This window comes from Pseudomonas sp. GM_Psu_1 (genome assembly GCF_026544185.1).
Classification (GTDB): domain Bacteria; phylum Pseudomonadota; class Gammaproteobacteria; order Pseudomonadales; family Pseudomonadaceae; genus Chryseomonas; species Chryseomonas oryzihabitans.
Genome location: NZ_JALNUX010000002.1, coordinates 42,869 through 62,070, shown reverse-complemented (window position 1 = coordinate 62,070; position 19,202 = coordinate 42,869). Strand labels below are relative to the sequence as shown.

Here is a 19,202-nt window from a genome sequence, read left to right as displayed (position 1 = left end):
ATGGAGATCGCCCTGGCGCCCATGGAGGGCCTCGTCGACGACATCCTGCGGGAATTGCTGACCGAGGTCGGTGGACTCGACTGGTGCGTGAGCGAATTCATCCGTGTCTGCGATCGCCTGCTGCCGGCGGCGGCTTTCGCCAAGCTGGCACCTGAGCTGGAGCAGGGCGCGCGCACGCCGTCCGGTACGCCCATGCGGGTGCAGCTGCTGGGTTCGGATCCGGCCTGCCTGGCCGACAACGCGGCCTTCGCCTGCACCCTGGGCGCCCCGGTGATCGATCTCAACTTCGGCTGCCCGGCCAAGACCGTCAACAAGTCCCGCGGCGGGGCGGTGCTGCTCAAGGAGCCGGAGCTGCTCAACCGGATCGTCGAGAGCGTGCGCCAGGCCGTGCCGGCGCACATTCCGGTCACCGCCAAGATGCGCCTGGGCTACGACAGTCCGAACGCCGCCCTGGCCTGCGCCGAGGCCCTGGTCGAGGGTGGCGCGGCGCAACTGGTGGTCCATGCGCGGACCAAGGTCGAGGGCTACAAGCCGCCGGCGCACTGGGAATGGGTGGCGCGGGTGGCCGACCGGGTATCCGTGCCGGTGCTGGCCAACGGCGAGATCTGGACCCTGGACGACTACTGGCGTTGCCGCAGCGTCAGCGGCCAGGCCTCGGTGATGCTGGGGCGCGGCCTGGTCTCGCGGCCGGACCTGGCGCTGCAGATCGCCGCGGCGGTGCGCGGAGAGGAGACCGCGCCGCAGAGCTGGGCCGAGATCCTGCCGCGGGTGCAACGCTTCTGGGTCATGGCGCAACGCAAGCTGGCGCCGCGCTACGCCCCCGGTCGCCTCAAGCAGTGGCTGGGCATGCTGACCCGCAGCTATCCCGAGGCCGCGGCCCTGTTCGCCGAGGTGCGGCGCGAATCCGATTGCGCCCTGATCGACCGCCTGCTCGGCATGGCCGGGCACAATCCAGCCGAACTTGATCTCGATCAAGAACGCCGGCCGCAACTCGTCTAGTCTCTGGGGAGTGGTGACGACGGAGCGTCGTCGCTCGAGCACGCAAGGCACTTCAGGCGACCCCGGGTCGCCTTTTTTTCGTCCGGGCGATCGGCTGGAACTTCGCCTGGGCCACGCGGCCTATGCTGGATCCCCTATACACCAAGAGCCGACGTGCGCCTACCCTGGACGGTCTTTCTCGCACCCACGCCTGCGGCACTCCTCTTTGCCGGCAAGACCCTGTTCGCCGCCGGACTGGCGCTCTGGCTGGCCTTTCGTTTCAGCCTCGAACAACCGGTCTGGGCCTGCATGACGGTGATGATCGTCTCCCAGCCGCTGTCCGGCATGGTGCTGGCCAAGGGCCTGTTCCGCCTGCTCGGCACCATTGCCGGCACCTGCATGGCGGTGGTGCTCATGGGCTTCTTCGCCCAGACGCCCTGGCTGTTCCTCCTGGCCCTGGCCGGCTGGATGGCCCTCTGCACGGCAGCCTCGACCCTGCTGCGCAACCATGTCGCCTATGGCTTCGTGCTGGCCGGCTATACCGTCGCCATCATCGGCCTGCCCGCCATTGCCCATCCGCTCACGGTGTTCGACCAGGCGGTGGCCCGCTGCACCGAGATCTGCCTGGGTATCGTCGTGGCCTCGGCGGTCAGCGCGCTGTTCTGGCCGCAGCGGGTGGAACAGAATCTGGCCGCCCAGGCGCGACGCACCTGGGAGCAGGGCGTGGCTGCGGCGCGGGCGGAGCTGGCCGAGGCCCAGGATGCCACCCAGGGTCTGCTGGCCATGCTTGGCCAGGTGGTGGCGGTGGATGCCCAGCGCGACCACGCCTGGTTCGAAGGCCAGCGCGGCCGGCAACGCGCCAGGGCGTTGCGCCTGCTCTCGCGGGATCTGCTCAGCCTGCTGCGCACCGCCCGCGGTGCCATGCGGCAGTGGCGTGGCCTGGACGAGCCGAGAAGGGCCGCCCTGCAGCCCTGGCGCGACGAACTGCTCGCGACCCTGGCCGACCCCCAGGCGCCTGCCCTGGAGGCCCTCCTGCAGCGTCTGAGAGAGGCTGCGGGCACCGCCCCGGAGCTGGACAACGATCAGCGCTACCTGCTAGCCCGTTTCGCCATCCTGCTGGACAAGATCCTGCTGGCCGGTCGCGCCCTGGACAGCGTCCACACGGCCCAGCTCAGCGCCGTGGCGCCCTCGGCGCTGGCGCGCCATCGCGATGTGCAGACGGCGCTGCTCTACGGCCTGCGCAGCGCCTGTGCGCTGCTGGTCGTCGGCGTCTTCTGGCTGGCCAGCGCCTGGCCCTCGGCACCGGGTGCCATGCTCATGGCCGGGGTCATCTGCAGCCTGTTCGCCAATCGCGACAACGCCGCCACCATCGGCCTCGGCTTCCTGCGGGGCATCCTCTATGCCGCGCCAGTCGCCATCCTGGTCAGCCAGGTGCTGCTGCCGCAGATCAGCGGCTATCCGCTGCTGTGCCTGGTGCTGGGGGTGCCGCTGTTCTTTGCCGCCCTGGGAATGGCCGGACCGCCGGGCGTGGTGGGGACGGCGACGGCCTTCGCCATCCATCTGCTGGTGCTGGTCTCGCCCAGCAACCACGGCCAGGTGGAGATGGGCGCCTTGCTCAACCAGTTGCAGAGTCTATTGATCGGCGTCGGTTCGGCCGTGCTGATGTTCCGGCTGATCAGTCTACGCACGCCGCGGCGCACCAGCCGCCGCATCCTCGAGGCCACCACCTACGACCTGCAGCGACTGACCACGGTCCCCCTGGCCAACGCCGAGACCTGGTTCGGCGGGCGCATGGCGGATCGCCTGCTGCTGCTGGCGCGACATATCGAGCAGCTGTCGGCCAGCGAGCGGGGGCGCTGGGAGCAGGGGCTGCTGGCGCTGGACCTGGGTAACGAGCTGCTGCATCTGCGCGCCTGCCTGGCAGGTGCCCAGGGCGAGGTGGCCCGGGCGCGGGACGCCTTTCTCGGCCGCTTCGCCGAACAGCTGGCGGTGGGCTTCGGTAACCTGCGGCCGGGCGCGCTGGACGCGGCGGCAGAGCGTCTGCGGCAGGCGCTGCACCAGGCGCCGGACGATGAGCCGCATCGATTGGCGCGCGGCGCCATCGGCCAGCTCCAGCAGACCTGGCGCAGCTGTTGTCTAGAGACGGTAGCGGAGGAGGGCGCGGATGAATCTGCATGAATGGGCCATCGGTGGGGTCTACCTGGGGCCGCTGTTCGTCTATGGCGTCCTGGCACTGCTGCTGACGGTGCTGTCGCTGTGGCTGCTGCAGCGCAGTGGCCTGGGCCGCCATCTCTGGCACAGCGCCCTGTTCGGTTGCGCGCTGTTCGTGTTGTGGCTGGCCAGCCTCGTGGTCGTGCTGGCCACCTGAGCCCCATAACAAGAGGATCGACAAGGCGATGCACAAGACCCTGCGTGTGGCGATAACCCTGATCGTGGTACTGCTCGCCATCCTGGCCGGCACCTGGCTGTGGCACTTCTATCTCTATACGCCCTGGACGCGCGATGCGCGGGTGCGCGCCGATGTGGTGGTGGTCGCGCCCGACGTATCGGGCTGGGTGACGCGCCTGGCGGTGGTGGACAACCAGCTGGTGAAGCCCGGCGATCTGCTCCTGCAGATCGATCAGCAGCGCTACCAGGCCAATCTCGCCCATGCCAAGGCGGTGGCCGAGACGCGCCAGCAGCAACTGCGCCTGCGTGAGAGCGAGGCCGCCCGGCGCCAACGGCTGGGCACCAGCGCCATCAGCGCCGAGGATCGCGAGACCGCCCAGGTCAACGTTGCGGTCGCCCGCAGCCAGTACCAGGAAGCCCTGAGCGATGTGAACCTGGCCCAGATCAACCTGGATCGCAGCCGGGTGCTGGCGCCGCGGGAAGGGCGGATCACCAACCTCAGATTCGCCGAGGGCAACTATGTGCAGACCGGCCAGGCGGTGATGGCCCTGGTGGATACCCGCTCCTTCTATGTCATGGCCTATTTCGAAGAGACCAAGATTCCCCACATCCACCCCGGCGATGCGGTACGGGTGCGCCTGATGAACCAGGCGGCGCCCCTGCAGGGGCGGGTGGCGAGCATCAGCAGCGGCATCACCGATCGCAACGCGGCCAGCGATACCCAGCTGCTGGCCAACGTCGAGCCGACGTTCAACTGGGTGCGCCTGGCGCAGCGCATCCCGGTACGCATCGAACTGCTGGACGTCCCCGCGGATATCCACCTCAGCGCGGGGATGACGGCAAGCGTTTCGGTGCTCGATGGCGAGGGTCACCACCCGCTGCAGGGCTGGCGTCGGCTCTGGGATTACTGAGGTCTGGAGGGGTACGACTAAAGTCGTCTGGAAGCCTTACCGGGCGGGCCTAGAGTAGAGCTCGACGCTCCCGTCATGCTGTAAGGAACAACAATAATGAATGACAGCACCTACCGGCGGATTGAAGCCAGTCCGCGTTTCCAAGAACTGGTGACCAAGCGCGGGCGCTTCGCCTGGACGCTTTCCGCCATCATGCTCGGACTCTATTCCGCCTTCATCCTCCTGATCGCCTTCGCGCCCAAGGTTCTCGCGACCCGTATCCATGCGGAAACCGCCATGACCTGGGGCATCCCCCTGGGCGTCGGTCTGATCCTTTCGGCCTTCGTCCTGACCGGCATCTATGTGCGCCGGGCCAATGGCGAGTTCGATCGGCTCAACGCGGAAATTCTCCGGGAGGTGCAGCCATGAGACGTCTTTCCCTCGCTGCCGGGCTGCTGGCGCTCTCGCCTTCGCTGTGGGCAGCCGATGCCATCAGCGGCGCGGTCCAGCGCCAGCCGCTGAACATCTCCGCCATCCTGATGTTCGTCGCCTTCGTCGGCGCCACCCTGGGCATCACCTACTGGGCTTCCAAGCGTAACCGCTCCGCCGCCGACTACTACGCCGCCGGTGGCCGCATCACCGGGTTCCAGAACGGCCTGGCCATCGCCGGCGACTACATGTCGGCCGCCTCCTTCCTGGGGATTTCCGCGCTGGTGTTCACCTCGGGCTACGACGGCCTGATCTACTCCATCGGCTTCCTGGTGGGCTGGCCGATCATCCTGTTCCTGATCGCCGAGCGCCTGCGCAACCTCGGCAAGTACACCTTCGCCGACGTGGCCTCCTATCGCCTCAAGCAGAAGGACATCCGGACCCTGTCCGCCTGCGGCTCGCTGGTGGTGGTCGCCCTCTATCTGATCGCCCAGATGGTCGGTGCCGGCAAGCTGATCCAGCTGCTGTTCGGCCTGGACTACACCCTGGCCGTGGTGCTGGTGGGTATCCTCATGGTGCTCTACGTCCTCTTCGGCGGCATGCTGGCCACCACCTGGGTACAGATCATCAAGGCCGTGCTGCTGCTGTCCGGTGCCAGCTTCATGGCCTTCATGGTGATGAAGCACGTCGGCTTCGACTTTAACCGCCTGTTCGCCGAAGCCATCGCCGTGCATCCCAAGGGTGAAGCCATCATGAGCCCCGGTGGCCTGGTGAAGGATCCGATCTCGGCCTTCTCCCTGGGTCTGGCGCTGATGTTCGGCACCGCCGGCCTGCCGCACATCCTGATGCGCTTCTTCACCGTCAGTGACGCCAAGGAAGCGCGCAAGAGCGTCTTCTACGCCACCGGCTTCATCGGCTACTTCTACATCCTGACCTTCATCATCGGCTTTGGCGCCATCCTGCTGGTCAGCACCAATCCGGCCTTCAAGGACGCCGCCGGCGCCCTGCTGGGCGGCAACAACATGGCGGCGGTGCACCTGGCCAACGCCGTGGGCGGCAGCATCTTCCTCGGCTTCATCTCGGCGGTGGCCTTCGCCACCATCCTGGCGGTGGTCGCCGGTCTGACCCTGGCCGGTGCCTCGGCGGTCTCCCACGACCTCTACGCCAGCGTGATCAAGAAGGGCAAAGCCAACGAGAAGGACGAAATCCGCGTTTCCAAGATGACCACCGTGGCGCTGGGTGTGGTCGCCATCGCCTTGGGCATCCTCTTCGAGAAGCAGAACATCGCCTTCATGGTGGGCCTGGCCTTCTCCATCGCGGCCAGCTGCAACTTCCCCATCCTGCTGCTCTCGATGTACTGGAAGCGTCTGACCACCCGGGGCGCCATGATCGGTGGCTGGCTCGGCCTGATCACCGCGGTGGCCCTGATGGTGCTCGGCCCGACCATCTGGGTGACCATCCTCGGTCATGCCAAGCCGATCTACCCCTATGAATACCCGGCGCTGTTCTCCATCGCCGTGGCCTTCATCGGCATCTGGTTCTTCTCCATCACCGACAAGTCGGCGGCTGCCGAAGAGGAGCGGGCACGCTTCTATCCGCAGTTCGTGAGATCCCAGACCGGCCTGGGTGCCAGTGGCGCTGTGGCCCACTGACAGCCAGCTGCGACAAGACCAAGCCCGGATCTCTGATCCGGGCTTTTTTGTGCGCTGGCACCTGGGAGGCGGCGAGGGCGGGCAGGGTTAGCTGACGACGTCGGGATTTTCCGCCGCTGGCGCAGGTCCATGGAATAAGCCCGTCGCTTCGTATCATCCTGTTACGGCGGCGGTCGACCCTTGGCCTTCATGGAGAATGGCAGATGACTCTCTCGACCATCCTGGTTCTGGTGCTGCTGGTCCTGCTCATCGGCGGACTTCCGGTATTTCCGCATTCGCGCAGCTGGGGCTATGGCCCGTCCGGCATCGTGGGCGCCATTCTGGTCGTCCTGCTGGTACTGCTGCTGCTGGGCATGATCTAGGCCCTGACGGCCGCCTGAAAATGCCCCACAAAGGTGCGTTGGACAAAGTTCTTGCCCAATGCGGTGCAGCGCGGTAACGTCGGCTTTCCGGCCTGCCTTGCCGAGTGCTGTAAACAAAACCGGCGTCTGCGTGAGCAGACGCCGGTTTTGTTTTGCGCGTCAGTTGGCGACCGCGCCGTCCTGGCGGCTGCGCAGATAGAGGTCCAGCACCACCTCGTCGAGGATCGACGAAGCGCCCCAGGGGCGGCTGCTGTTGAGGATGGCGACCACCACCCAGTTGCGCGCATTGGCATCCCGTACGAAGCCCGCCAGGGCCCGTACGTTGTTCAGGGTGCCGGTCTTCATATGCGCCTGACCGGTGAGCGGCGAATTCTTCATGCGCTTGCGCAGGGTGCCGTCCATGCCCGCCAACGGCAGCGAAGAGATGAACTCCGGGCCGTAGGGACTCTGCCAGGCGGCGCGCAGGATCTCGGCCATCTCCCGGGCACTGACCCGTTCGGTGCGCGACAGCCCCGAGCCGTTCTCCATGATCAGGTGACTGGCATTGATGCCCTTGCGCGCCAGCCACGAGCGGATGACCCGCAGCGCCGCCTTGCTGTCGTCCGCATCCGCCGAGGTGCGGAATTGCGCCCCGATGGAGAGGAACAGCTGCTGGGCCATGGTGTTGTTGCTGTACTTGTTGATGTCGCGAATGATCTCGACCACATCGGGCGAGAAGGCCCGCGCCAGCACCTCGGCATTGCGCGGCACGCTGCCCTCGCGGGTACGGCCCTTGATGCTGCCGCCCAGTTCCTGCCAGATGGCCCGCACCGCGCCGGCGGTATAGGCCGGGTGGTCGAGCAGCGACAGATAGCTCTGGGCGTTACAGCCGTCCGGCAACTGGCCACTGACCACCAGGCTGGTACTGCCATCGGCCTGGGGCACCGGATTGAAGCGCACCTCCGGCCAGGCCGGGCAACCGCTCTTGCCGGTGGCGCGCATCTGGTTGTCGATGTTGACGTTGGTCAGCGGCGGATCCATGGAGACGCTGACCCGGCCATCGGCCGAGCGCACCACCATGCGCACCGACTTGAGATTGACCAGCAGCGAATCCGGACCGACCAGGAAGGTCTTGTTCTCGTCTTCGCCGTCGTCGTTGAAGGTCGGCAGATTGGGCTTCACGAAACGACCGCGATCCAGCACCAGGTCACCGGTGACTTCCAGGACGCCGTTGGCGCGCAGGTCACGCATGAGCAGCCACAGCCGCTCCATGTTCAGCTTGGGATCGCCACCGCCCTTGAGATAGAGGTTGCCGTTGAGGATGCCGTCCTTGAGGGTGCCGTCGGTATAGAACTCGGTCTTCCACTGGTAGGTGGGACCCAGCAGTTCCAGGGCGGCAAAGGTGGTGATCAGCTTCATGGTCGACGCCGGATTCACCGAGACGTCGGCGTTGTAGTAGTCGTTCTCGCCCGGGCCATCGAGGGGCAACATCACCAGCGACAGGTCGCTGCCGGGGATCTTGTTGGTCTGCATCGCCTTTTCGATTCGCGGCGGCAGGTAGGAGGTATCGGCACTGACGGGCAGGGAAAAGCCCAGGGCGCAGCAGCTCAGCAGCAGGCCCAGAGATCGGAAGGTCTTTCGCATCGGGACACACACCTTGGCAGGGTACCGGCCTAGTTGAAGAGAAAAGGGGCCGATAGACGTCGGAGTGTGGGCATTATGCAGTAAGGAGGGAGGGGCGAGCCAACCCCGCGGGGCAGGGCGCAGATAAAGAAACGACCGCCGTGGCGGTCGTTTCCGGAAAGGTCGGGATCAGTTGTAGCCCGTGGCGTCCTTGGTGCGGTCCGGACTGTTGGGCGAAGGGGGATTGCGCCCGTCGTCGGTCTTGGCGTGTTCGGTGCGCAGGGGCTTTTCGTCCTTGGGCAGTTCGCGTTCGTCGGCTTTGCGCTTTTCTTCGGCCATGGGATCCTCGTCTACGTGATTGCCGGTCAAGGTGTGACCGGTGCAGGCGTTTCGCCGTTCCCCTGGGGCGAGGAGCGGTCGGCGAAGGCGCCGGCGCTCTGCAGCTGGCGCAGGGCGTCGCCGAGCTGGCGGGCGAAGGTTTCCTCGATGGCGGTCCCGGCCTGATGGCTGGCGGCCAGGGGCAGGAACCAGACCCCCATCCAGGTGCGTACCGAACTGGCATTGCGCACCCGGGTGGACGGAGCGCTACCGGGTGCGATCCATTCGGCGGTCAGCACATAGTCGTCCTTGGCGGTACCCGGGACGAGAAAGAAGGTGGCGCCGGTGATCAGGCCACTGGCGATGGCGGCGGCGTAGGAGGTGCTGTTGTAGAGCTTGAGGCGCAGCAGGGCGTCGTCGGGCCTGCCGGGCTCCGGCACCAGGGTGATGCGGTCGAACAGATTGGAGCGTTCCAGGACCTCGCGCAGCCGGGGCTTCAGGCCTTCGCGGGCGACGGCGATCGACGTCGCGTCCTTGGCGTCCTCGACAGTGCCGCGATAGAAGTTGAATTCCACCAGCACCTTGGGCCGCTGCGGTTGCTCGCTCAGGGGCGCGCGGAACGGCTGGGAAGAGAGTTCATCGCCGGGAAAGGCGGCGCAACCGGCGAGCAGGAGCAGGCAGAGCAGGGCAGCGAAGGTTTTCACGAGACGCACCTCATCCCTAAGTGGCGATAGCAGAGGCTGGCGGGGCCAACGTCCGCGCAAAAAAAAGCCCAACCGGGGGTTGGGCTTTTTCGAGAAGGCGGGTGATTAGATCACCTGCACCTCATCGGCCTGCAGGCCTTTCTGGCCTTGCACGACCAGGAAGGAAACAGCCTGGCCTTCTTGCAGGCTCTTGAAGCCGTTACCCTGAATGGAACGGTAGTGAACGAACACGTCCGGGCCGCTCTGGGGGGTGATGAAGCCGAAGCCTTTCTCGTCGTTGAACCACTTGACGGTGCCAGTTTGGCGAGTAGACATGGATTTCTCCTTGAATAAGATGACGTTGTTGTCCGCGAAGGACGACAGTTTTGAAACGAGGAGAAACCCATGCCGCGAAAGCTGGCCCTGATGTACTCCAGGTTCTCGACAGGTCAGCCGCTCCGTGGAGACAGCCTCACCTGACAGCGAAGGATGGTCTCAGACTGGCTTGCGCAAAACAAGACCTTTGAGCAGCTCGATGTTGACTTTACCGACCATGGTCGAAGTGCGGGCTGAAGCGGGCGAACGGTGGTTGAAGGGGGGAGGCGTGGCGCGCTCTGGCACCGGGACCGGTCGATTGTGGCAAAGGCACCGTGCTGAATCGTTTCCCGGGCACGAAAGGGGCGCCGCGCGAAGCGCTGGGCAGCACCCGGCAGGCGCACGTTCATGGGCGCGTTCAGTCTCTTCGGCCAGTGGTAGCGAAACGGTGATGGCCTGCGCAATAAGGATAATGGCCTGGTGCTATTATCTTGTTCGAATCATTACCCCGGACCGCAACGGTCCAAGGACTTACCGTGAACAATGGGCTTGAAAGCGCAGGACGCGCCTTGGGCCACGGACTCGCCGGATACCGGGTCGAGCTCCGTCGCCTGAACCTCAATGAAATTCTCGTAGCCGTCTACCACGCCCACCAGTCGATCAAGCTGACCCAGCGCATCGTGACCAATGAACAGGCGACCAATCCGTTCTTGCTGAATGCGGTGGTGGCCGCCATGCGGGTCGAGGCTGACACCGTGGGTCTGTTCATCGAGATTCCCCTCGCCGACGACTGCCTTACCGCCTGAGTCGGACGCTTGCCAGAGGCGAGCCAAAGCGATCACCAGGCATCGCCTTCAAGACGCCCGCCGCCTCCACCTGCCGTGAGGCGTTCCTCCTCAAACAGCCTGGTCAGGTCTCCCGCACGGCAGTGTGCCGAGCGGTGGGGGCAAGGCCGATCGGGTCAAGATTCGCACTCACCCTGCTGCCAGCCACGCCTCGTGACCATTCAGCGACGAAGGGTCGCGACCAAGCGGTGACTCTGCTGATCGCGGTAAAATGCACCGCTTTCTACAGGAGTCTCCACTCATGGCCTTGCTGGGTCGCTTCAACAGCTTGCAGATTTTGCGCAACACCCCCATCGGTCTATTCCTGGATGCCGGCAATGACGGCGAGGTGCTGCTGCCGCGCCGCTATGCGCCTCGCGACGAACCCTGCGCCGAGGGCGACTGGCTCAACGTCTTCCTCTACCTGGACAGCGAAGACCGCCTGATCGCCACCACCGAGAAGCCGAAGGTGCAGGTCGGCGGCTTCGCCAGTCTGCGTGTGGTGGAGGTCGGCCGGGTGGGGATCTTCCTCGACTGGGGCCTGCCCAAGGACCTGCTGCTGCCGCATTCGGAGGAGAAGCGTCCGCTGCAGGTGGGCGATCATTGCGTGGTGCATGTGCACCTGGATGCCCGGACCCGGCGGATCGTTGCCACCGCGCGCCTGGATCGCTACCTGGATCGTGAACCGCCACGCTACAAGGTGGGTCAGCCGGTACCCCTGCTGGTGGTCGAGCGGACCGACCTGGGCTACAAGGTGATCGTCGACAACAAGCACTGGGGCCTGGTGCATCGCAACGAGGCCTTCAAGCCACTGCGCCTGGGGCAGCGGGAGCGGGGCTTCATTCGCGAGGTGCGGGCGGACGGCAAGATCAGCCTGACCCTGCAGCCTCAGGGAGCTGCCGCCGGAAGCGATCTCGCCGAGCAGATCATCGGCCTGGCCAAGGCACGCGGTGGGGTTCTGGAACTCAGCGACAGCAGTCCGCCGGCGCTGATCCATCAGCTGTTTGGCGTCAGCAAGGGCAACTTCAAGAAGGCCATCGGCCATCTCTATCGCCAGGGGCGGATCGTTATCGAGGACGACCGGATTTCTGTACGCGAGGACGCCGCGGGCTAGCGCCGCGGCGGGGTGTCAGATCGCTGTCGTGGCTGGGCTGCACCAGGGACTCGGGGTCGAAGGCGCGCGCCCGCTCGTCCGGCCCGGCTTCGCGCTCCAGATCGCCGACCAGGCGGGTGATGCGGTCGGCCAGCTTTTCCGAACTCAGACTCTCGCGCAACCGCTCGACCATGAGCGGCAGGGCGAAGGGTGAGGGATGGTCCAGCACCACTAGGCGCAGCGGCAGGGCGCCGGTGCGGATCAGCGTCTGCTGCAGGCGATCGGCATCGAGCTCCTGACGCAGGACCTCGGTCTGGGCCTGGCCGAGCAGCAGGTTGTCCGGATCGTATTGGCGAAACACCTGGTAGAAGAGGCTGCTGCTGGCCTGCAGCTGGCGATTGCTCTTGTGCGCCCCCGGATAGCCGGAAAAGATCAGCCCGGAGATGCGCGCGATCTCGCGAAAGCGGCGCTGGGCGAGTTCGGCGGCATTGAGGCTGGCCAGGGTGTCGCTGACCAGGTTGTCGGTGGTGAAGAGACTGGCATCGAGCAGCGCCTGCCAGTCCAGGCTGACCGGCGAGACCAGCTCCAGGCCGTAGTCGTTGACGGCGATGGAAAAGGTGCAGGGACGCCGCTGCGCCAGCCGCCAGGCCAGCAGGCTGGCCAGCCCCAGATGGGCGTGACGGCCGGCGAAGGGATAGAGGAACAGGTGCGAGCCCTCGCGGGATTCCAGCGTCTCGGCGAGCAGGTAGTGGGCGCTCGGTAGCGCCGACCACTGCCGCTGCACGTCCAGCAGCGGTTGCAGCAGGCGCATCTCCGGACTCTCGTAGCGCTGCGCCTCGGCGTCTTCCAGCAGCGCCAGGACGTGCTTGGCCAGGGTGTCCGAAAGCGGCATGCGACTACCGCTCCAGCGCGGGATGGCGGCCTTGCGCCCGGAGGCGCGGCGCACATACACCGTCATGTTTTCCACCCGCACCAGTTCCAGGGTGCGCCCGGCGAAGAGAAAGTGATCGCCGGGCCGCAGGCGGGCGATGAAACCTTCTTCGATGTTGCCCAGCCGATTGCCGCCGCCACCCTTGGACCAGAACTGCACATTGAGGCTGGTCTCGCTGACGATGGTGCCAATGCCCAGTCGATGCCGCTTGGCCAGCTGCTTGTCGGGGACGCGCCAGATGCCCTCGGCGTCGGGCTCGGCGCGGCGATAGTCCGGGTAGGCCGACAGCGAGGCGCCGCCGTTGCGCACGAAGGCCAGGGCCCAGATCCACTCGCCCTCGCTGAGGTCGCGATAGGCCCAGGCGCTGCGGATCTCCGGCAGCAGGTCATCCGGCTCGAAGCCGCCGCCCAGGGCAACGGTCACCAGGTGCTGCACCAGAACATCCAGGGGTTTGACCGGCGCCGTGCGCGCTTCGATCTCGCCCGCGGTGATGGCGCGGCGGGTGGCCGCGGCGTCCAGCAGGTCGAGGCTGTAGGTGGGTACCAGGGTGGCACGCGAGGCACGGCCCGGGGCATGGCCGCTGCGGCCGGCGCGCTGCAGCAGGCGGGCGATGCTCTTGGGCGAGCCGATCTGCAGCACCCGCTCCACTGGCAGGAAGTCCACCCCGAGGTCGAGGCTGGAGGTGCAGATCACCGCCTTGAGCTGGCCATTCTTGAGACCGCCTTCCACCCACTCGCGGGCCTGTTTCTCGATGGAGCCATGGTGCAGGGCGATCAGGCCGGCCCAGTCCGGGCGCGCCTGCAGCAGGGCCTGGTACCAGAGTTCGGTCTGGGCGCGGGTGTTGGTGAAGACCAGGGTGGTGGGGCTATCCTCCAATTCGCGGATGACCTGCTGTAGCAGGCGCATGCCCAGGTGCCCGGCCCAGGCGAAGCGCTCGACGCCGCCTTCGGGCAGCAGCGTATCCACCTGCAGGCGCTTGTCCTGGCGCCCCTGGACGAGATGGCCCGGGGCGCCGGCCAGCAGCACATCCAGCGCATGGGCCTGGTTGCCGAGGGTGGCCGACAGGCCCCAGGTCTGCAATCCGGGATTCCAGCGGCGCAGGCGGGCCAGGGCCAGTTGCGTCTGGGTGCCACGCTTGTTGCCGAGCAATTCGTGCCACTCATCGATGACCACCAGCCGAACCTGGCCCAGGGCCTCCTGGGCGTCTTCGCGGGACAGCAGCAGCGACAGGCTTTCGGGGGTGGTGACCAGCGCCGTCGGCAGGCGCCGATTCTGCCGCGCACGCTCGCTGCTGCCGGTGTCGCCGGTGCGCAGGCCCAGGGTCCACTCCAGTTCTTCGTCGAGTACCGGGCGCTCCAGGGCGCGCAGGGTGTCCGCCGCCAGGGCGCGCATGGGCGTGAGCCAGAGCACGGTGAGCGGCGGTGGTGCCTGCTTGCGCTTGCTGGGCAGGCCCTTGGCGGTGATCGGCTTGGGGGCGACGAAGGCATCCAGAGCGGCCAGCCAGACGGCGTAGGTCTTGCCCGAACCCGTGGTGGCGTGCAGCAGGCCGGATTCGCCGGCAGCGATGGCCTTGGCCACCTCGCGCTGAAAGGGAAAGGCCTTCCAGCCCTGGGCGGCCAGCCAGCGACTGCCTGGGCCCTTGCGCGTGCGGGGTGCGGTGGCCATCGAGGCGCTCCTTAGACCGGGTTCGAACGCCCGGTCATCTCGGCCGCCATGGCGGTGGCGTAGCTGTCGGTCATGCCGGCGATGAAATCGATCACCCGCATGAAGGCCTGGTGCAGCGTCCAGGACGGATCGGGCGCGCTGTTGCCCAGCAGGTCGAGGATGCGGCGGCTCTTGAACGAAGGCTCGCGTCCGCGGTGCTGTTCCAGGGCGGCGCCGCAAAAGGCATTGAGCAGGATTTCCAGGGTGGTGTAGGCGCCGATCTCGTGCAGGGTCTTGCGCTTGTCGTGGAAGATCTTTTCCCGGGCCAGGGCCTTGGCGCGCTGCACGCAGAGCTTGGCCGGACCGGCCATGTGCTCGACCAGGTCATCGCCCAGGGTGCCGGCGAGCAGGGCGTCCTGCTGGTCGACGAAGGCGCGGGCGGTGGCGTTGGTCAGGTGCTCGATGGCCTTGCCGCGCAGGATGGCCAGCTTGCGCCGCCGCGAATCCTTGGGGCCGAGCTGGCGATAGGTTTCCGGCAGGTCGTCGCCGACCAGGCCCAGCAGCAGGGCCTCGACCTCGGCATAGTCCAGCAACTCCATCTCCAGGCCGTCTTCCAGATCGATCAGGCCATAGCAGATGTCGTCGGCGGCTTCCATGAGGTAGACCAGCGGATGCCGTGCCCAGCGCTCCGGACCCAGCAGCGGCAGCTCGAGTTTCTCGGCGATCTGTTCCAGCAGCGGCAGCTCGCTCTGGTAGCAGCCGAACTTGTGCTTCTTGTAGCCAGGCGCCGCGGCATAGCGCGAGGTCCAGGGATACTTGAGATAGGTGCCGAGGGTGGCGTAGGTCAGGCGGGTGCCGCCGTCGAACTGGTGGTATTCGAGCTGGGTCAGTACCCGGAAGCCCTGGGCATTGCCTTCGAAGTGCAGGAAGTCCTGGCGTTCCGCCTCGCTCATGTCGTCCAGCCAGCCGCGGCCGGCGGCCTGGGTGAACCAGTAGCGGATGGCGTCTTCGCCCGAGTGGCCGAAGGGCGGATTGCCGATGTCGTGGGCCAGGCAGGCGGATTGCACCACCATGCCGAGATCGCTCGGATCGCACCACTCGGGCAGGGCACCCCTCAGACTCTCGCCCACGCGCATGCCCAGGGAGCGACCGACGCAGCTGACCTCCAGGCTGTGGGTCAGGCGGGTATGGATGTGATCGTTGCTGGTGACGGGGTGAACCTGGGTCTTGCGCCCCAGCCGGCGGAAGGCGCCGGAAAAGATGATGCGATCGTGGTCCTTGTGAAAGGGGCTGCGCCCCAGTTCATCCGGGCTGTGCAGGGGTTTGCCCAGCCGTTCGCGGATAAGAAGTGTCTGCCAGTCCAAGGCCGTCCTCGAGCTATCACCGATAAGGGGAGCGCCGGCGGTAGCCGTTCGGCGCTTCTGCGTTCTGACCTCGGCAACATACGATCATCACCGCTCAGTTGGCAAAGCCCGGCAATTGGCTGGCGTCCAGGTCGATCAGCAGCAGGCGCTGACCGCTCTCCAGGAATTGGCTGGCGGTCAGGCAGTACTGGTTGGTGGTGGCATCGCGATAGACCGTCGAAAGCGCCAGGCGCCGCTCGTTCCAGCCTTCGGCCAGCAGGGCATAGAAGTAGGGTCGCCAGGACCAGTTGTGGTTGAGGTAGCGGCGATTCTCGCGCCAGAACATGCCGTTCCATTCCAGGTTGGGGGTGATCTGGGTGCCGGTGCGGTCGCACTGGTAGATGCGCAGCAGCCCGGGAAACGCCTGGGGATCGGGCAGGGCGCTCAGGGGGCCGCCGTGTTCCGCCCAGGGCCTGAGCTGGGTGACGAAGTCGGCCAGTTGCTGGCGCAGCTCCAGCAGCCGGGTCTGCTGGGCCAGCTTGCCATCGACGAAGCGGCTGCGCAGGGCGGCGAAGCGCTGCTGATGGCTGTCGCTGGCGCCCAGCTCGGCGGTGGCCTGGGCGAAGAGGAAGCCCTGGACGTAGCGCGCACCGCACTCCAGGGCGAAGTCGAGTTCGGTCTCGGTCTCCACGCCCTCGGCGATCAGCCAGCACCCGGTCTTCTCGGCCATCTGCGCCAGGGCCTTGACCGCATCGCCACGGGTGCCACCCCGGGCCGCGGCCTGGAACAGGCGCATGTCCAGCTTGAGGATGTCCGGCTGCAGATCCAGCACCCGATCCAGTTGCGAATAGCCGGAACCGAAATCGTCGATGGCGATGCGGATGCCGAGTTCGCGATAGCGGGCGACGGCCTGGGTCAGGCTGGGCAGATCGCCAGCGGCCTCGGTGATCTCGTAGACGATCCGGCTCGGCGCGATACCGGAGCGCTCCAGCTGCGCCAGGCTGGGCAATTCGGCGCCCCTTTCCAGCTGACTGATCCAGCGCGGCGAGAGATTGAGGCTGAGAAACCAGTCATCCGGTGCGCTGGCGAAGCGCCGCAGCGCATCGTCCCGCAGCGTGCGGTCGAGGTGCAGCAGGTCCAGGGTCGGGGTGCTGGGATCGGCGAACAGGGGGCCGACGGAGGTATGGCTCCCGTCATCCTGGCGCAAGCGCCCCAGGGCTTCGACGCCGGCGATGCGCCCGGTCGCGGTGTCGATGAAGGGTTGGAAGAAGGCAGTGGGGTGGCCGGAAAACACAAGGCTATCCTTATCGTTTGAGTAGCGTTCGGCTTGACCATGCGATAAGGGTGCCAGATGACAGAATGGCTCCCGAGGGAGCCATTCTCTACCTAGCGCGGCGGTGGCAGCGGGTGTTCCGCCTGCCGTTGTTCACGATGGTGAGCCTGGAATCGGTTGACGATCGGATAGAGGGCCAGGCCGATGCGGGCCAGACGGCCCACCGCGCCCAGGCGTTTGCCGAACAGCGACAGGAATACCGTGGCGCCGAGCATCAGCGGCTTCTTCGCCGAGCTGGCGACCTTGTCCCGATTCGGCCGCACCAGATCGCCGATGAGGCTGATGGGGTTGTGCAGGGGCTGGGCGTTGTAGATCAGCTGCTGGCGATACATCTCCATGCGCAGCCGGACCAGTTCCTTGCGCTTGGCCTGGCTGGTGGCAGAGGTAAGCGGCTGGTTCATGGCAGTAGGCGCTCCCGGTTGCGGTTGAGTTCTTCCAGGGTGGCATGGAAGGGCGCGGCGCCCTTGACCAGGCTCAGGGCCCGCAGGATGCAGATCGCCAGCGCCACGGCATAGAAGGCGCACAGGCCCAGAGTCGCGGCCATGCGATAGGTATCCCAGAAGGCGATGATGACCGCCGCCGAGACGCCGACCAGCACCAGCAAGCCGAAGATCAGACTCAGCCCGGTAAAGAGGAACAGCTGGAAGGTCCGGACCTTCTCTTCCTGAACCTCGATGCCCAGCAGTTCCAGATGGCTCTGCAGTAGCCCTACCACCGCGCCGGCGAGACGCTTGACCGATGGCTTGGGCGCCTCGTCAGGCAGCTCCCGTGGAGGAGAGGAGGTGTCCATGGCAGTCCCCCAGGTTTAGCGGCGCGAGGCCAGCAGACCGATCAGGAAGCCGACGCCGGCAGCGATGCCCAGGGCCTTGAAGGGATTGTCGACCACGTACTCCTCGGTGGTCTCCTTGGCCGCAACGCCCTGGCGATAGAGATCGTCCTGCTTGGTCTTGAGGACGTCGCGGGAGCGTTCGAGGCTGGAACTCAACTTGGCGCGCAGCTCGTCCGCCTGCTCACCGGCCATGCTCGCGGTGTGCTTGAGCAGCTGCTCGGCGTCTGCCAGCAGGGTGTGAAATTCGTCGGTCAGTGCCTGCTCGGCCTCGCCCAGATGACGACGGACCCGGTCAGCGTTCTGCTTGTGTGCCTGCTCATCGATGTCAGCGGCAAGCTCGTCTTTGATCACGGGAGGGGTTTTGTCGGTCATGGCGCGCTCCTGGTAGGCGATGGGTATCCGTTTCAGCCCTTTCGAGTGAGCGCCTGGAGCAAAGGTTCCACCGGCCAGAGCCATCCGGGCGCGAGCCAGGCGCCTCTATAAGGTGACCAGACACGGCACCCGAAACGCAGCCCAAGGCGGACGAATGGTCATACCTTTTCGATTCAGCCTCGCCAAAAGTTCCATACCGAATACGGATTAGAAGAGCTGGCTCACAAAATCAGGCGCTAGCGCCATTGCTCGTCTTATTCAAGTAAGACACAAGAACTTTGCTGTTTCTATCACTGTCAGTTGCGTCGTATTTGATCGTCCATGCACTTCTAGACAAATAAGAGGGGGAAGAATGGAAAACGCCATAGATAGACTGACTGCCGCTTTCAGTACTTATAAATGCTCGGTTACGGCGCCTCGCCCTGACGGCAGTATTGTGCTGACGGTGCAGGATCAGCAGTGTGACGATGCGCGAGTGAACCGGGTGGTCAGCGCCCGGCAACTGGGCGAGAGCCAGCTGTTGAAAACGGTGATCGACGAGGTGCGCAAGGACGTGTCGCTGCGGGCCGGTGCGCTGGCGCCGCAATCCATGGCGGTGCTGCGGGCCACGGGCGCCAACATGCTGAGATATTCCGAGTAACACCACGGCTTCAAAGCTTCAGCGCGAGACTTGCAGTACGGATGCCCTCGGCATTCGTTGGTCTCGAACGTTGAAGATTAAAAGATGGCAATCAAGTAGTTAGCGTTAATCCCGCAACGCCTTCGTCAGCTCTTGCACTTCAGCAGACGGCATCCCGCGCAGGGAAGTTGAGTCGCAGGCAGCTGGTACATGGGGCAAGCGACGTCCACCACTCCCCAGGACGGAAAGCCCTGTCCGGCCTGCACGGCAGCCAGCCGCGCATTGGCGATCACACCATTGAGCAGCTCTTCTTCCCGATACAGCGCCTGGCGCAAGGTCGGCGAGCGATAGAGGATGCGTCCGCACCTGTCCAGCAGGGTAAAGGAAAACCGTCCGGTACGATCCGGCAAGGTCGGCCAGACCTTGAGCGGTGCCAGCTGTTCGTCGAGACGGGCGCAGGTCAGCTGATACAGCGAGGTGGGCGCCGGCTGCCGCTCGGGCGCCGCCGTTTCCAGACTGTCGAGCAACGGCGCGGCGTTCGCCGCCTGCATGAGACGAGGGGTGGAGCCTTCCATGGTATGCATAGCGCGGATCCCT

Annotated in this window: 21 protein-coding genes; 10 read left to right on the top strand and 11 right to left on the bottom strand. The window is 65.9% G+C overall.

All coding sequences use genetic code 11. The annotated features are described in order from the left end of the window. The 7 genes from OXS31_RS02950 (at position 1) to OXS31_RS02920 (ending at position 6,699) form a co-directional block, all read left to right on the top strand. Positions 1-999: a tRNA-dihydrouridine synthase gene (locus OXS31_RS02950; protein ID WP_027596859.1), complete on the top strand. Its 999-nt coding sequence runs from the start codon at positions 1-3 to the stop codon at positions 997-999. Positions 1,000-1,152: 153 nt separating this feature from the next. Next, positions 1,153-3,156, top strand: coding sequence for an FUSC family protein (locus OXS31_RS02945; RefSeq protein ID WP_267397906.1), 2,004 nt, complete (start codon positions 1,153-1,155; stop codon positions 3,154-3,156). Then, positions 3,143-3,346 carry a DUF1656 domain-containing protein gene (locus tag OXS31_RS02940; RefSeq protein WP_267397905.1) on the top strand — a complete coding sequence of 68 codons (204 nt, stop codon included), beginning with the start codon at positions 3,143-3,145 and terminating at the stop codon, positions 3,344-3,346. The genes OXS31_RS02945 and OXS31_RS02940 overlap by 14 nt, the downstream gene beginning before the upstream one ends. Before the next feature lie 28 nt (positions 3,347-3,374). Next, the gene (locus OXS31_RS02935; RefSeq protein WP_027596856.1) at positions 3,375-4,277 is read left to right on the top strand and encodes an HlyD family secretion protein; all 903 of its coding nucleotides are present in this window, start codon (positions 3,375-3,377) and stop codon (positions 4,275-4,277) included. 96 nt (positions 4,278-4,373) lie between these two features. Next, positions 4,374-4,685, top strand: a complete 312-nt coding sequence (locus tag OXS31_RS02930; protein ID WP_027602746.1) for a DUF485 domain-containing protein — start codon at positions 4,374-4,376, stop codon at positions 4,683-4,685. Continuing rightward, positions 4,682-6,337 (top strand): cation acetate symporter, encoded by a 1,656-nt coding sequence (locus tag OXS31_RS02925; RefSeq protein WP_037007224.1) that lies wholly within the window; start codon positions 4,682-4,684, stop codon positions 6,335-6,337. The genes OXS31_RS02930 and OXS31_RS02925 overlap by 4 nt, the downstream gene beginning before the upstream one ends. 203 nt (positions 6,338-6,540) lie before the next feature. Continuing rightward, on the top strand, positions 6,541-6,699 hold the full coding sequence (locus tag OXS31_RS02920) for a DUF3309 family protein (protein WP_007159093.1): 159 nt from the start codon (positions 6,541-6,543) through the stop codon (positions 6,697-6,699). A 159-nt stretch (positions 6,700-6,858) separates the two neighbouring features. Here the strand turns inward: OXS31_RS02920 and dacB are convergent, their stop codons facing one another. The 4 genes from dacB to OXS31_RS02900 all read right to left on the bottom strand — a co-directional run bounded on the left by dacB (position 6,859) and on the right by OXS31_RS02900 (position 9,638). Next, on the bottom strand, positions 6,859-8,322 hold the full coding sequence (gene dacB, locus OXS31_RS02915) for a D-alanyl-D-alanine carboxypeptidase/D-alanyl-D-alanine-endopeptidase (RefSeq protein ID WP_267397904.1): 1,464 nt from the start codon (positions 8,320-8,322) through the stop codon (positions 6,859-6,861). A gap of 168 nt (positions 8,323-8,490) precedes the next feature. Next, positions 8,491-8,640: a hypothetical protein gene (locus OXS31_RS02910; RefSeq protein WP_007159091.1), complete on the bottom strand. Its 150-nt coding sequence runs from the start codon at positions 8,638-8,640 to the stop codon at positions 8,491-8,493. A 26-nt stretch (positions 8,641-8,666) separates the two neighbouring features. Further along, positions 8,667-9,323 carry a hypothetical protein gene (locus OXS31_RS02905; protein WP_267397903.1) on the bottom strand — a complete coding sequence of 219 codons (657 nt, stop codon included), beginning with the start codon at positions 9,321-9,323 and terminating at the stop codon, positions 8,667-8,669. Between the two features lie 105 nt (positions 9,324-9,428). Then, entirely contained in the window at positions 9,429-9,638 is a 210-nt protein-coding gene (locus OXS31_RS02900) for a cold-shock protein (RefSeq protein ID WP_007159089.1), read from the bottom strand. A gap of 515 nt (positions 9,639-10,153) precedes the next feature. Between OXS31_RS02900 and OXS31_RS02895 the strand changes: the two genes are divergently transcribed. Together OXS31_RS02895 and OXS31_RS02890 are read left to right on the top strand one after the other, a co-directional pair. Then, entirely contained in the window at positions 10,154-10,423 is a 270-nt protein-coding gene (locus OXS31_RS02895; protein ID WP_267397895.1) for a hypothetical protein, read from the top strand. A gap of 280 nt (positions 10,424-10,703) precedes the next feature. After that, positions 10,704-11,555: a S1-like domain-containing RNA-binding protein gene (locus OXS31_RS02890; protein ID WP_007159087.1), complete on the top strand. Its 852-nt coding sequence runs from the start codon at positions 10,704-10,706 to the stop codon at positions 11,553-11,555. Here the strand turns inward: OXS31_RS02890 and OXS31_RS02885 are convergent. From OXS31_RS02885 to OXS31_RS02860, 6 genes are all read right to left on the bottom strand, one after another. Further along, positions 11,509-14,130: a ligase-associated DNA damage response DEXH box helicase gene (locus OXS31_RS02885; RefSeq protein ID WP_267397894.1), complete on the bottom strand. Its 2,622-nt coding sequence runs from the start codon at positions 14,128-14,130 to the stop codon at positions 11,509-11,511. The two genes, OXS31_RS02890 and OXS31_RS02885, sit on opposite strands and share 47 nt — an antisense overlap. Before the next feature lie 11 nt (positions 14,131-14,141). Beyond that, on the bottom strand, positions 14,142-15,473 hold the full coding sequence (locus OXS31_RS02880) for a deoxyguanosinetriphosphate triphosphohydrolase (protein ID WP_027596852.1): 1,332 nt from the start codon (positions 15,471-15,473) through the stop codon (positions 14,142-14,144). Between the two features lie 94 nt (positions 15,474-15,567). Then, positions 15,568-16,746: an EAL domain-containing protein gene (locus OXS31_RS02875; protein WP_267397892.1), complete on the bottom strand. Its 1,179-nt coding sequence runs from the start codon at positions 16,744-16,746 to the stop codon at positions 15,568-15,570. Between the two features lie 92 nt (positions 16,747-16,838). Next, a complete protein-coding gene (locus OXS31_RS02870) occupies positions 16,839-17,186 on the bottom strand; it encodes a hypothetical protein (protein ID WP_267397891.1) in 348 nt (115 codons plus the stop codon). Next, the gene (locus OXS31_RS02865; RefSeq protein WP_037007225.1) at positions 17,183-17,575 is read right to left on the bottom strand and encodes a phage holin family protein; all 393 of its coding nucleotides are present in this window, start codon (positions 17,573-17,575) and stop codon (positions 17,183-17,185) included. Before OXS31_RS02865 ends, OXS31_RS02870 begins: the two co-directional genes overlap by 4 nt. 15 nt (positions 17,576-17,590) lie before the next feature. After that, entirely contained in the window at positions 17,591-17,986 is a 396-nt protein-coding gene (locus tag OXS31_RS02860; protein ID WP_037007227.1) for a DUF883 family protein, read from the bottom strand. A 352-nt stretch (positions 17,987-18,338) separates the two neighbouring features. On the opposite strand from OXS31_RS02860, the gene OXS31_RS02855 reads away from it, so the two are divergent. After that, complete coding sequence (locus tag OXS31_RS02855) at positions 18,339-18,626, top strand: DUF3509 domain-containing protein (protein ID WP_007159080.1); 288 nt, start codon at positions 18,339-18,341, stop codon at positions 18,624-18,626. 125 nt (positions 18,627-18,751) lie between these two features. On the opposite strand, the gene OXS31_RS02850 is transcribed toward OXS31_RS02855, so the two are convergent. After that, complete coding sequence (locus OXS31_RS02850; RefSeq protein WP_027602752.1) at positions 18,752-19,189, bottom strand: hypothetical protein; 438 nt, start codon at positions 19,187-19,189, stop codon at positions 18,752-18,754. Positions 19,190-19,202 lie beyond the last annotated feature (13 nt).

Excerpts from the sequence above, each read along its gene's own strand:
- OXS31_RS02950 (WP_027596859.1), top strand. The coding sequence starts at position 1 with ATGGAGATCGCCCTGGCGCCCATGGAGGGCCTCGTCGACGACATCCTG.
- OXS31_RS02940 (WP_267397905.1), top strand. The coding sequence starts at position 3,143 with ATGAATCTGCATGAATGGGCCATCGGTGGGGTCTACCTGGGGCCGCTG.
- OXS31_RS02935 (WP_027596856.1), top strand. The coding sequence starts at position 3,375 with ATGCACAAGACCCTGCGTGTGGCGATAACCCTGATCGTGGTACTGCTC.
- OXS31_RS02930 (WP_027602746.1), top strand. The coding sequence starts at position 4,374 with ATGAATGACAGCACCTACCGGCGGATTGAAGCCAGTCCGCGTTTCCAA.
- OXS31_RS02925 (WP_037007224.1), top strand. The coding sequence starts at position 4,682 with ATGAGACGTCTTTCCCTCGCTGCCGGGCTGCTGGCGCTCTCGCCTTCG.
- OXS31_RS02920 (WP_007159093.1), top strand. The coding sequence starts at position 6,541 with ATGACTCTCTCGACCATCCTGGTTCTGGTGCTGCTGGTCCTGCTCATC.
- dacB (WP_267397904.1), bottom strand. The coding sequence starts at position 8,322 with ATGCGAAAGACCTTCCGATCTCTGGGCCTGCTGCTGAGCTGCTGCGCC.
- OXS31_RS02910 (WP_007159091.1), bottom strand. The coding sequence starts at position 8,640 with ATGGCCGAAGAAAAGCGCAAAGCCGACGAACGCGAACTGCCCAAGGAC.
- OXS31_RS02900 (WP_007159089.1), bottom strand. The coding sequence starts at position 9,638 with ATGTCTACTCGCCAAACTGGCACCGTCAAGTGGTTCAACGACGAGAAA.
- OXS31_RS02890 (WP_007159087.1), top strand. The coding sequence starts at position 10,704 with ATGGCCTTGCTGGGTCGCTTCAACAGCTTGCAGATTTTGCGCAACACC.
- OXS31_RS02885 (WP_267397894.1), bottom strand. The coding sequence starts at position 14,130 with ATGGCCACCGCACCCCGCACGCGCAAGGGCCCAGGCAGTCGCTGGCTG.
- OXS31_RS02870 (WP_267397891.1), bottom strand. The coding sequence starts at position 17,186 with ATGAACCAGCCGCTTACCTCTGCCACCAGCCAGGCCAAGCGCAAGGAA.
- OXS31_RS02865 (WP_037007225.1), bottom strand. The coding sequence starts at position 17,575 with ATGGACACCTCCTCTCCTCCACGGGAGCTGCCTGACGAGGCGCCCAAG.
- OXS31_RS02860 (WP_037007227.1), bottom strand. The coding sequence starts at position 17,986 with ATGACCGACAAAACCCCTCCCGTGATCAAAGACGAGCTTGCCGCTGAC.
- OXS31_RS02855 (WP_007159080.1), top strand. The coding sequence starts at position 18,339 with ATGGAAAACGCCATAGATAGACTGACTGCCGCTTTCAGTACTTATAAA.
- OXS31_RS02850 (WP_027602752.1), bottom strand. The coding sequence starts at position 19,189 with ATGCATACCATGGAAGGCTCCACCCCTCGTCTCATGCAGGCGGCGAAC.